General features: G+C 70.6%; 6 protein-coding genes and 1 pseudogene. 2 read left to right on the top strand and 5 right to left on the bottom strand.

Annotation, left to right across the window (positions count from 1 at the left end; all coding sequences use genetic code 11):
- From MCAG_RS26755 to MCAG_RS26745, 3 genes and pseudogenes are all read right to left on the bottom strand, one after another.
- Positions 1-506 (bottom strand): polyketide synthase dehydratase domain-containing protein (locus MCAG_RS26755; protein ID WP_036375419.1); only part of this gene is annotated, 506 nt, incomplete at its 3' end.
- Positions 446-1,906, bottom strand: a complete 1,461-nt coding sequence (locus tag MCAG_RS26750; RefSeq protein WP_198141648.1) for an acyltransferase domain-containing protein — start codon at positions 1,904-1,906, stop codon at positions 446-448. The genes MCAG_RS26750 and MCAG_RS26755, both read right to left, overlap by 61 nt.
- Positions 1,903-4,635 (bottom strand): annotated as a pseudogene (locus MCAG_RS26745) (type I polyketide synthase); the annotation flags it as partial. The gene MCAG_RS26750 and the pseudogene MCAG_RS26745, both read right to left, overlap by 4 nt.
- Before the next feature lie 380 nt (positions 4,636-5,015).
- On the opposite strand from MCAG_RS26745, the gene MCAG_RS26740 reads away from it, so the two are divergent.
- Complete coding sequence (locus MCAG_RS26740; RefSeq protein WP_036375413.1) at positions 5,016-5,687, top strand: PIG-L deacetylase family protein; 672 nt, start codon at positions 5,016-5,018, stop codon at positions 5,685-5,687.
- Here the strand turns inward: MCAG_RS26740 and MCAG_RS26735 are convergent.
- Positions 5,671-6,453 (bottom strand): thioesterase II family protein, encoded by a 783-nt coding sequence (locus MCAG_RS26735; RefSeq protein WP_007076071.1) that lies wholly within the window; start codon positions 6,451-6,453, stop codon positions 5,671-5,673. The genes MCAG_RS26740 and MCAG_RS26735 overlap by 17 nt on opposite strands.
- Before the next feature lie 186 nt (positions 6,454-6,639).
- Between MCAG_RS26735 and MCAG_RS26730 the strand changes: the two genes are divergently transcribed.
- Positions 6,640-9,411 (top strand): AAA family ATPase, encoded by a 2,772-nt coding sequence (locus MCAG_RS26730; RefSeq protein WP_007076070.1) that lies wholly within the window; start codon positions 6,640-6,642, stop codon positions 9,409-9,411.
- 492 nt (positions 9,412-9,903) lie between these two features.
- On the opposite strand, the gene MCAG_RS33990 is transcribed toward MCAG_RS26730, so the two are convergent.
- The coding region (locus MCAG_RS33990) for a type I polyketide synthase (RefSeq protein ID WP_198141646.1) at positions 9,904-12,833 on the bottom strand (2,930 nt) is incomplete at its 5' end.

The following is a 12,833-nucleotide window of genomic DNA, read 5'->3' as shown; positions in this document are numbered from 1 at the left end:
TGGTTGGTGGTGGTGTCGGGGAGGTGGACTTCGGCGTAGATGGTGTTGTGGTGTTGCCAGGCGGTGTGGAGGGCTTGGCAGGCGGGGCCGTAGTGGTAGCCCTGTTGGGCGAGGCGGGGGTAGGCGTTGGTGAGGTCGATGGGGGTGGCCTGTGGTGGTGGCCAGTCGGTGAGGGGGGCCGGGGGTGTGGTGGGGGTGGGGGTGAGGGTGCCGGTGGCGTGTCGGGTCCAGGGTTCGGTGGTGGTGGTGCGGGCGTGGATGGTGAAGGTGTGGTGGCCTTGGGGGGTGGGGGGTTGGATGGTGATTTGGATGGTGGTGGTGCCGGTTGTGGGTATGGGTAGTGGGGTGTGCAGGGTGAGTTCGTCGATGTGGGGGCAGCCGATTTCGGTGCCGGCGCGCAGGGCGAGCTCGACGAGGCCGGTGCCGGGGAACAGCGCGCGGCCGTTCACCAGGTGGTCGGCGAGCCAGGGTTGTGTGGTGGTGGACAGGCGGCCGGTGAGGAGCACGCCGTCGTTGTCGGGTAGGTGGGCGACGGCGGCCAGGAGTGGGTGTTCGGCGGGGTCAACCCGGCGGCGTTCAGGTCGGTGTCGGTGGTGGGGGTGAGCCAGTACCGTTGCTGCTGGAACGCGTACGTCGGCAGGGGTACCCGGTTGGCGGCGATGCCGGCGTAGTAGGCGCCCCAGTCGATCTGCACGCCGTGGGTGAACAACTCCCCCGCCGCCTGGGTGACCGCGGTGACCTCGTCGCGGTCCTTACGCAGGCTCGCCACCACCACCACCGGCGTGTCGTCGAGGCACTGCGCCACCAACCCACTCAACGAGGCATCCGGGCCGATCTCCACGAACCGGCCCACACCCTGCCCACGCATCGCGGCCACCGTGTCCACAAACCGCACCGTGTCCCGCACCTGCCCCACCCAAAAATCCGGATCACCCACCCGGGCACCCACCACCGCAACCTCCGGCTGACGAAACTCCACATCAGCCAACACCCGACCAAACTCCGCCAACATCGGCTCCACCAACCGCGAATGAAACGCATGCGAAACCCGCAACCGACGCGACCCCACAAACCGATCCCCCACCGCCAACACCGCCTGCTCCGGCCCAGACACCACCACCGACCGCGGCCCATTCACCGCCGCGACATCCACCCCCACCGGAAGCACCGCCCGGACCTGCTCCTCCGAAACCGGCAACGCCACCATCGCCCCACCAGGAGCAAGCGCCTGCATCAACCGAGCCCGCGCAGCCACCACCCGACACGCATCCTCCAACGACCACACCCCCGCCACATACGCAGCCGTCAACTCACCAACCGAATGACCACCCACCACATCCGGAACCACACCCCACGACCGCCACAACCGCGCCAACGCCACCTGAAACGCAAACAACCCCGGCTGCGCGAACCCCGTCCGGTCCAACAACTCAGGCTCATCCCACACCCCAGCCAAAGGCCGCTCCAACAACCCATCCAACACACCACACACCTCAGCCAACGCCTCCGCGAACACCGGAAACCGCCCCACCAACCCCCGACCCATACCCACACGCTGCGAACCCTGACCAGAAAACAACCAACCCGTACCACCCTCGACCACCGCCCCGGACACCACACCCGACACACACTCGCCATCAACCACCGCGGTCAAACCACGCAGAAAGTCGGACCGGGCGGCACCACACACCACCGCCCGATGCTCAAACACCGAACGCCCAGTAGCCAACGAAAAACCCACATCCCGCAGGTCCCGCTCCGGCTCCTCATCCAGGAAATCGAGCCGCTCCGCCTGAGCCCGCAACGCCGCCGGACTACGGCCCGAAAACACCCACGGCACGGCACCATCCCACGGCCTGCCGGTCGCCGGCTCCACGGCGTGTGCCGGGGCCTCTTCGACGATCACGTGGGCGTTGGTGTTCGTCCCGGAGATACCGAACGACGACACCCCCGCCCGCCGCACCCGACCCACAACCGACGCGGCGGCCAGCAACGGGTGAACAACTCCACCGCACCAGCAGACGACGCGGCGTCCCCGCCCTCCGCCGAGGCCGCCAACCAGTACCGTTGCTGCTGGAACGCGTACGTCGGCAGGGGTACCCGGTTGGCGGCGATGCCGGCGTAGTAGGCGCCCCAGTCGATCTGCACGCCGTGGGTGAACAACTCCCCCGCCGCCTGGGTGACCGCGGTGACCTCGTCGCGGTCCTTGCGCAGGCTCGCCACCACCACCACCGGTGTGTCGTCGAGGCACTGCGCCACCAACCCACTCAACGAGGCATCCGGGCCGATCTCCACGAACCGGCCCACACCCTGCCCACGCATCGCGGCCACCGTGTCCACAAACCGCACCGTGTCCCGCACCTGCCCCACCCAAAAATCCGGATCACCCACCCGGGCACCCACCACCGCAACCTCCGGCTGACGAAACTCCACATCAGCCAACACCCGACCAAACTCCGCCAACATCGGCTCCACCAACCGCGAATGAAACGCATGCGAAACCCGCAACCGACGCGACCCCACAAACCGATCCCCCACCGCCAACACCGCCTGCTCCGGCCCAGACACCACCACCGACCGCGGCCCATTCACCGCCGCGACATCCACCCCCACCGGAAGCACCGCCCGGACCTGCTCCTCCGAAACCGGCAACGCCACCATCGCCCCACCAGGAGCAAGCGCCTGCATCAACCGAGCCCGCGCAGCCACCACCCGACACGCATCCTCCAACGACCACACCCCCGCCACATACGCAGCCGTCAACTCACCAACCGAATGACCACCCACCACATCCGGAACCACACCCCACGACCGCCACAACCGCGCCAACGCCACCTGAAACGCAAACAACCCCGGCTGCGCGAACCCCGTCAGGTCCAACAACTCAGGCTCATCCCACACCCCAGCCAAAGGCCGCTCCAACAACCCATCCAACACACCACACACCTCAGCCAACGCCTCCGCGAACACCGGAAACCGCCCCACCAACCCCCGACCCATACCCACACGCTGCGAACCCTGACCAGAAAACAACCAACCCACAGACCCCGAACCACCACCGACCCGACCCGACCCGCCATCAGCGACCCGCCTGAGCCCACCCAGCAGCTCCACCGCGCTGGCCCCCACCAGCACCGCCCGATGCTCAAACACCGAACGCCCAGTAGCCAACGAAAAACCCACATCCACCGGAGCCACCCCAGAACCGGCCACATACGACGCGAGCCGCTCCGCCTGAGCCCCCAACGCCGCCGCACTACGCCCCGACACCACCCACGGCACAGCCCCATCCCACGGCCTGCCGGCCACCGGCTCCACGGCGTGTGCCGGGGCCTCTTCGACAATCACGTGGGCGTTGGTGCCGGAGATACCGAACGACGACACCCCGGCCCGCCGCACCCGACCCACAGACGAGGGCCACGGCCGAGAATCAGCCAACAACTCCACCGCACCAGCAGACCAATCCACCACCGACGACGGCACCTGCGCATACAACGACTTCGGCAACACCCCCGCCCGTAGCGCCATCACCATCTTGATCACACCAGCCACCCCAGCAGCCGCTTGGGTGTGCCCGAGGTTCGACTTCAACGACCCCAACCACAACGGACGCTCTCGACCCTGCCCATACGTGGCCAACAACGCCTGCGCCTCGATCGGATCACCCAACCGCGTCCCGGTCCCGTGACCCTCGACCGCGTCAACCGCATCCACCGGCAGCCGCGCATCCGCCAACGCCGCCCGGATCACCGCCTGCTGCGCCAACCCACTCGGCGCGGTCAACCCACTGCTGGCACCGTCCTGGTTCACCGCCGAACCACGCACCACCGCAAGAACCTCATGACCGTTGCGCTGAGCATCGGAGAGCTTCTCCAACAACAACACCCCGACACCCTCGGCCCAACCGGTGCCATCCGCGCCGTCCGCGTACGACCGGCACCGCCCGTCGCGGGACAATCCACCCTGCTCGCTGAATTCCACGAAGGTGTCCGGCCGGGCCATCACGGTGACGCCGCCGGCCAGCGCCAGCGAACACTCCCCCCGCCGCAACGCACCCACCGCCACATGCAACGCCACCAACGACGACGAACACGCCGTATCCACCGTCACCGCCGGCCCCACCAACCCCAACGCGTACGCCACCCGGCCGGAGACGATGCCGGAGGAGCCATAGCTGCCGGGGTAGTTGTGGTACATCACCCCGGCGAACACCCCGGTCCGGCTCCCCCGCAGGGTGGCCGGCACGATCCCGGCCCGCTCGAACGCCTCCCACGACACCTCCAACAGCAACCGCTGTTGCGGATCCATCAACACCGCCTCACGCGGACTGATCCCGAAAAAGTCCGGGTCGAACCACGGCGCTTCGTGCAGGAACCCACCCTCGCTGACGTAACTGGTCCCGGGTCGCTCACCGGTCGGGTCGAACAGCCGGTCCAGGTCCCAGCCCCGGTCGTCGGGGAACCGGCCGATTCCCTCCCGGCCGCCGGCCACCATGTCCCACAACTCCTCCGGTGAGCGCACCCCCCCGGGGAAGCGACAGGCCATGCCGACGATCGCGATGGGTTCCCGGGCGGCCTCGGCGAGCACCTGGTTCTGTTCGCGAAGGCGTTCGGTCTCTTTGAGGGAGACTCGAAGGGCATTGACCAGTCGGTCCTGGGTGTCGTCCACTTAGCCGTCACTCCTCACGCATACGGCCCGACACCGCATCCGGCGGGCCCGGTCCACGGCGACACCTTAAGAGCCGAGGGCAGCAAGGCCCCACCCCTAGCCGGCCGGCCCCCTCAGGGCACGTGCGAACGCGACGGCACGCGGATACACCGCACGGAACGCCTAGGGGTTGTCCAGCCGGGCATCCGCTGGAAATGTCCGGCAACGAAGGCTAGGCGCGACCGTGATCCTGACGCAGGCCAAGAACGTCGCCCCCAAATCACCGTGGCATCAGTACCCGGGATGCCGCGACGGCGCGCCCGAGACATATCCGTCCCAGGTGATCGAGACGCCATCGAAAGGTGACCATGGACAGGCTACTCATCGTCGTCGCCCACGGCGACGACGAGACGTTGGGCGCTGGCGGCACGATCGCGCTCCTGACCGACGCGGGCGTGGAGGTCAGCCTGTGCGTCCTCACCAACGACGACAGCGCGCGGGCCTGCACCGGACACGCCGTCACCGACCGGACCTCGCACATACAGGCGGCCGCGAGCATCCTGGGCATCAAGCGGGTCCAGGTGAACACGTTCCGCGACAGCAGGCTGGACCAGGTCGGCCAGCTTGAACTCAATCGCGTGGTGGAGCGGGAGATCCGCGAATTCGAGCCGGACGCGCTCTTCACCACCAGCATGGCCGAGTTGAGCGTGGACCATCAGCTGGCCAGCCGCGCAGCCCGGGTGGCCGGTCGCCCGGGACGCAGCGACATCCGGGAGATCCGGTGCTTCGAGGTCCGGTCGGCGACCGACTGCGCGGAGGCGTCCGGGGTCACACCCACGTTCCGGCCGAACTGCTGGCAGGTGCTGAACGAGTCGCACCTGGAGCGCAAGCTGGAGGCGCTGCGGGCGTACGGCAAGGAGATCGAGGAGTGGCCGAGCGCCCGGAGCGAAGACGGCGTCCGGGCGCTCGGTGCCTATCGGGGTTCGCAGGTCTCCGCTCCGCTGGCGGAGGCGTTCGAGTTGGTCAGGCTTGTGCTGTAACGAAGCGGGCCGGCGGGTCACCGGCAGACCACTCTCCGAGGTGCCGCAGGATCGCCCGGTGTACCCCCTCGGCCTGGGCCCGAAGGAAGAAGTGGCCGCCCGGAAACACCTCGACCCGGCACCCGGCGGTGGTATGCCCGTCCCAGGCGCGGGCCTCCGCCAGGCTGGTCACCGGGTCGCTGTCCCCGACCAGTACGCAGATCGGCCGGGTGAGCTCCGGGCCACCACCGTGCCGGTAGGTCTCCACCGCCCGGTAGTCGCCGCGTACCGCGGGCAGCACCATGGTGAGCATCTCCTCGTCGACCAGGACCGCGGAGTCCGTACCGCTCAGCTCCCGCAACGCCTGCACGATGCCCTGGTCGTCACGGAGGTGTACGGACTCGTCGCCGTTGATCGAGGGGGCCCGCCGGCCAGAGGCGAAGAGTCCGATCGGCGGGGTGCCGTCGCGCTCCAGCCGCCGCGCCACCTCGTACGCCACCGTGGCGCCCATGCTGTGCCCGAACAGCGCCAGCGGTCGGTCGCACCAGGGCCGCAGCTCCGCCACGATGAGACCGGCCAGCTCACGCAGGTCGTCGACGCACCGTTCGGCGCGGCGGTCCTGGCGGCCCGGGTACTGCACGGCGAGAACCTCGACCGCCGGGCCGAGGGCACGAGAGACCGGAAAGTAGAAGGTGGCCGCTCCCCCGGCATGCGGAAAGCACACCAATCGGACCGGCGCATCCGCATTAGGGTGAAATTTTCGGAACCACGGGTGATTGTCATCCATTACCGCTGCCATGGTTCCGGAATGCCAGATCCGGCCCACCTTTATCAACCCCTATACATCGCTCCCCTATGGCGGTCTCTGGCCGCTGAGTCCAGTCCGAGTCCAGTCTGGTGACAGTCACGTCAATGATCCTGTCCTGGAAAGCTCGACAAGCATCGATCAAACAGCCACTAGGCACCGAGAACGATGGCGGTGAGCATGAACCTTGCGCTTGCGGCGCCTGGCTGCGCATGCGCTTCCCTGACGATTGGAAACCCGGCAAATGTATCGGTACCCGATGAAGCACTGACGGTCCTGCGCGAACAGTTCGCGCACAGCGAATCCGGCGCCGGCCGGCTGGTGCTGGTGACCGGACCGGCGGCCAGCGGAAAGACCCAGCTGTTGACCCGGTTTCTGCCCTACGCGGCAGAATCGGGAGCGCTGATCCTGCACGCCACCGGCGCCCCGGACGAACAGCGCCTGAACGCCGGCATAGTTGATCAGCTTTTTGCCAACTCGGCCCTGCCCACGGCCGTCGCCGATCAGGTCGCGGCGGTTCTGTCGCTGGTGCACCAGGCGCCGCCGGGGGAGCACCAGCCCGGTTCCCAGGTCGAGGCGGCACCGGCCGTGACGGACAGCGAGATCTGCCGGATCCTGCTCGGCCTGACCCGGACCCAACCGGTCGTCATTGGGGTTGACGATCTGCACTTCGCCGACGAGAGCTCGGTCCGGATCCTGCTGCGCCTCCAGCGGCGGATCCGCTCCAGCCGCCTACTGATGCTGGTGAGCCACCCGGACGCAGCCGGCGCGGCGGAGCGGCAGCTGCTCGGCCTGTTCACCCGGGTCGCGCACGACCACGTACGGCTGGGGCCGCTCTCCGCGCCGGCCCTCGGGCAACTGGCCAGCGCATTGCTGGACGAGCCGGTGGACGCCGAGCTGACCGGACGGCTGCACGAGTTGAGCGGGGGCAGCCCGATGCTGGTCAACGCGCTGCTGGAGGACTACCGCCGGAGCGAGCGCGACGGGCAGCCGGTGACCGGACCGGCCTTCGTCCACGCGGTGTCGACGTTTCTTCAGCGCCGGGAGCCACCGCTGCATCAGGTCGCCGCCGCGATCGGGATGCTCGGTGACGAACTCAGCCGGGACACGATCGCCGGCCTCGCCGGGGTGACCGAGGACATCGCCGAGGACATGACCGCCGTCCTCGCCGGCGCCGGCCTGCTCGCGCACGGCCGGTTCCGGCACGCCGTGGCGGCCGCCGCCGCGGTGGACAGCCTGCCGCCGGCGGCCAGGGCGCAGCTGCACGTCCGGGCGGCCAAACTGAAGCTCCGGCAGGTGGCGCCCGCCAGCGAGGTGGCCGCGCACCTGGTCGCGGCGGGACAGCCCGCGCCGGCCTGGGGGGTTGACGTGCTGCGGCGGGCCGCCGACCGCGCCGCGCAGGCCGACGAGATCGGCTTCGCGGTGCGGTGTCTGGACCTGGCGCTGTCCGCGGCACCGGAACCCGGGCAGCGGCACGCGATCCTCGACGCGCTGGCCCGGATCGTCTGGCGGGTCAACCCCTCCGCCGCCGCGGCCTACCTGACGGAGCTGCGGCACGACCCGGAGACGGTCGGCACGGAGCCGTTCACGCTGGCCCGGCATGCGCTGTGGAACGGGGAAGCGGACCTGTTCGGCAAAGCCGTCGCCGATCTGGCCCGGTGCCCCGACCGGTTCGACGCGCCGGCCGCGGCGAAGCTGACCCTGGCCGCCCAGTGGCACTTCGGCCGGTGCGAGGTACGGGTGGAGCCGCCAGCCGATCCGGCGCCCCGGCACTCCGACCCGTGGCGGCACACCGCGGCCGCGCTGGTCGGGATGTGGACGGTCGGCAGCAGCGACGCCACCACTGCCAGCGCCGAACAGATCCTGCGCAACTGCCCGCTGGCGGATATCACGCTGGAGTCGCTGCTCACGGCGATCCTGGCGCTGGCCTACGACAACCGCAGCAAGCGCGCCGAGTACTGGTGCGCCATGCTCAGCCAACAGGCGGCGCGCCGAGGTGCGGTGGCCTGGCAGGCACTGATCGACGGGGTCTGGTCCGGGATCGTCGTGCGCCGGGGTGACGTCGCCCAGGGGGTGACCCGTGCGCACGCCGCGCTGCGGCTGCTGGATACCCAGAGCTGGGGAGTATCGATCAGCTACCCGCTGACCACGCTGCTCGTCGCCAACACCGCCGCCGGTGCCTTCGACGCGGCCGCCGCGACCCTGCGCGAACCGGTACCGGACGCCATGCTCGGCACCATCGGCGGACTGCGCTACCTGCGGGCCCGGGGACAGTTCCACCTCGCCACCGACCGGGTGCTGGCCGCGATCAGCGACTTCCAGAGGTACCGGCGGCTTATGGCCCGCGCCAAGCTGGACCATCTCTCGCTGCTGCCGTGGCGTACCGACCTGGCCGAGGCCCATCTGCGCCTCGGTCACCTCGTGGCCGCCCGGGAGCTGGCCAAGCAGCAACTGGAGCGGTGTGCCGAGACTGACACGTACGGGCGCGGCTCGGCCCTGCGGATCCTGGGTATGCTCGCCGTGCCAGCGGAGCGGCCGATCCTGCTCGGCCAGGCGGCGGAGTGCTTCAAGCGCTCCGGGGACCTGCTGGAGTTGGCCCGGAAGCTGAAGGTGCCGGGGCAGGAGTTACCGCAACCGGTCGACCAGACCGAACCAGCCCTGGTCGGGGCGCCCAAGGCCCTGCGCGTGGTGTCCGCCCCCGACACACCGGCGGCGGCATCCGGCGAGCTGCCGGAGTCCGGCGTGCTCACCGAGGCAGAACTGCGGGTCGCCCAGCTCGCCGCGCTCGGCGAGACCAACCAGCAGATCGGCAGCCGGCTCTTCATCACGGTGAGCACCGTGGAGCAGCACCTGACCAGGGTGTACCGCAAGATGAGGATCCGCGGCCGCAGCCAGTTGGCGGAGCAGCTAGCCTCCTCGGTCTTCGGTGCGGCTGGTTAGCTAGTGCTTCGTTAGGTTGTGGTGTCGTTGCGTTACTTCGGTGGTGGTTGTCGCTGCAGTGGTGGGTTGTGAAGGCTGAGGAGGTGGCGCGGCTTCGACCACGGTTGGCTCCAGCCGCCCGCCGCCGGTGGCCACCCCGGGCATGCGGCCGGCCCTCTCCCGCCCGGCCAGCCACACCACACGCAGCTCGGTTCGTAGCAGGTGCAGATGACGACGGGAGATTCCGGTGAACGCGGGACGGCTGAACACAGGTCGCGCCCACCGAATCGATACCCGGAAATCATACGTACGTTGGAGGGCCGCCGCCGACGGTCCTGTTGCACACGAGATCGATAGTACTCCCACGTCACCTGGTTGCGGCGTTGGGCGTGGCGCGGGCATCAGGACGGCCAACGCTGGTCACCTTGCCCGGTGCCGCTGCACACCCTTGTCAGGGTGGCCGGTACCCGAGGAACGCACTACCAGCGCAAACAGGCGAAGCGAGTTGGAGTACTAGCCTCGAGCGTCCAGTTCGGCGTCCAGGATGCCGAAGATCTCCTCCACACCGGCCGCGTCCAGGTCGGCCGCCGGCATCGGGTCCGCCCGATGCCCCTCGGACCACCGGGCGGCAAGCGACCGCAGCCGACCGGCGATCCCGCTGTGCGCGCCGGCATCGGGTACCCCGGTCGCGAGCGCAGCCTCGATCGCGGCTTCCAGCGCGGTGAGCGACGCGTCCAGCGGGACCACGCTCGGCGCCTGCTGCGTCAGCTCGGCGCCAAGGTGCTCGGCCAGGACGGCCGGCGACGGGTAGTCGAAGATCAGGGTGGCCGGCAGCTGCCGCCCGCTGCCGGTGTCCAGCCGGTTGCGCAGCTCGATCGCGGTGAGCGAGTCGAACCCGAGGTCGAGGAAGCCGCGCCCGGGATCCACCGCCTGCGGACCGGGGAAGCCCAGCACGGCCGCGACGTTCTCCCGTACCAGGTCGAGCAGTGCGGCACCGCGTTCCCTGGCGGGCAGGGCGGCGATCCGGGACCAGGCCGGGTCCGTGGCCTGCCGCGCAGGTCCGCCGCGAGCCACCGGCCGGCCCGAGTTGGCGGCCGGCCGGCGGACCGGATCCGGATCGAGGTCGCGCAGCATCGCCGGGACCGGGTCCGGGCCCGGCGAGGGGACCGCGAGCCGGACCGGCAACAGCACCGGCTGGTCGGCGCGCAGCGCGGCGTCCAGCAACGCCAGGCCGTCGGCCGCGGACAGGCCGATCACGCCGGCGCGGGCCATCCGGGCCACGTTCGTCGGGGACAGTTCCCCGGCCATGCCCTGGCCGGTCCAGGGGCCCCAGGCCAGCGACAGCCCGGGCAGCCCGCGGCTGCGCCGGTGGGCGGCCAGGCCGTCCAGGACGGCGTTCGCCGCCGCGTAGTTCGCCTGGCCCGGTGCTCCGAGCGTGCCCGCGACCGAGGAGAACAGCACGAAGAAGGAGAGATCGAGCCGGTCGGTGTACTCGTGGAGATACCGGGCGGCATCGGCCTTGGCCGCCAGTACGGCATCCAGCCGGGCCGGGGTGAGCGAGCCGAGCACACCGTCGTCGAGCACTCCGGCGCAGTGCACCACACCGGTCAGCGGCTGGTCGGCGGGGATCGCGTCGAGCACCGCTGCGAGCGCCGCCCGGTCGGCCACGTCGCAGGCGACCACCCGGACCGAGGCGCCGGCGGCGCGCAGGTCGGCGACGAGCTGCCCGGCGCCGGGCGCATCCGGGCCGCGCCGGCTGAGCAGGAGCAGGTGCCGGGCACGGTACGCGGTGACCAGGTGCCGGGCGACGAGACCGCCGAGGGTACCGGTGCCACCGGTCAGCAGCACGGTACCGGCGGCCAGTTCGGACGAGTTGGGCCGGCGCGACGCGGTGGGCGGCCGGGTCAGCCGGGGTACCAGGATCTGGCCGTCCCGGATCGCCACCTGAGGCTCGTCCAAACCGGGCACGTCGCGCACCAGGCGCAGGGAGGCGGGCGCACCGTCGACGTCGACGAGCAGCAGCCGGCCGGGATTCTCCAGCTCGGCCGAGCGGACAAACCCCCAGACCGCCGCGCCTGCGAGGTCGGGTACGTCTTCGCCGTCCCGGGCCGGCACCGCCCCGGACGTGAGCACCATCAGCCGGGAGCCGGCCAGGCGCGGCTCGGCCAACCAGTCCCGCACCGTAGCCAGCAGTTCGTGCAGCATCCGATGCAGCTCGCCGTGCCCGGCCGGGACCAGCACGTTGTCGGGTACCGCGTCGGCGCCGGCCAGTGCGGGCAGGTCGGCGTACCGCCGGCCGCCCGGCGGGAGTATCTGCTCAGCCCGCCACGGATCGTCGCCGAGCATCGCCCAGTTGCCGTTGTCCATCACGGACGGTACGGGCACCGGGCGCCACCGCACGGCGTACAGCCACCCGGCGGTGTCTTCGGGTCCGGGCAACGGCGCCGGGCGGACCGCCAGCGTGTCGACGGAGAACACCGGTGTCCCGGAATCGTCGGCGCAGCTCACCGCGACCGAGCCGTCCGGTCCTGGGCGCACCCGCACCCGCAGGCTCGTGGCCCCCTGCGCGGTCAGTGCGGCACCGGTCCACGCGAACGGCACCATCGGCCGGCCGTCCTCGGTGGACTCCCGACGGGCGGCGGCGTGCAGCGCGGCGTCCAGCAGGGCCGGATGGATGCCGTACCCCTCGGAGTCGACCCCGTCCGGCAGGCCGACGTCGGCGAACACCTCGTCGCCGCGCCGCCAGGCGGCCCGCAGTCCCCGGAAGGACCGCCGGTAGTCGAGCCCGGCGCCGTGCAGGGCCAGGTAGACGTCGTCGATCTCCAGTTCCGTCGCGCCCTCCGGCGGCCAGACCGTCAGGTCGGTGGGCGTCGGCCGGGGAGCCTCCCGGGTCAGCCGGCCGCGGGCGTGGGTACGCCACGTTCCGTCGCTGGGTTCGTCGACGCGCGAGTGCACGCTGACCGGGTGCCGTCCGTCCCGGTCTGCGGCTTCGACCCGCACCTGGAGCAGCACGTCGGCGCGCTCTGGTAGGGCGAGCGGCTCGGCGAGCACCAACTCGGCCAGGCCGGTGCAGCCGAGTTCGTCGCCGGCCCGGATGGCGAGCTCGACGAGGCCGGTGCCGGGGAACAGCGCGCGGCCGTTCACCAGGTGGTCGGCGAGCCAGGGTTGTGTGGTGGTGGACAGGCGGCCGGTGAGGAGCACGCCGTCGTTGTCGGGTAGGTGGGCGACGGCGGCCAGGAGTGGGTGTTCGGCGGGGGTCAACCCGGCGGCGTTCAGGTCGGTGTCGGTGGTGGGGGTGAGCCAGTACCGTTGCTGCTGGAACGCGTACGTCGGCAGGGGTACCCGGTTGGCGGCGATGCCGGCGTAGTAGGCGCCCCAGTCGATTTGCACGCCGTGGGTGAACAACTCCCCCGCCGCCTGGGTGACCGCGGTGACCTCGTCGC

Origin of the sequence: Micromonospora sp. ATCC 39149 (assembly GCF_000158815.1) — a bacterium.
Lineage (GTDB): Bacteria > Actinomycetota > Actinomycetes > Mycobacteriales > Micromonosporaceae > Micromonospora.
This window is presented reverse-complemented; position numbering and strand designations above follow the sequence as displayed.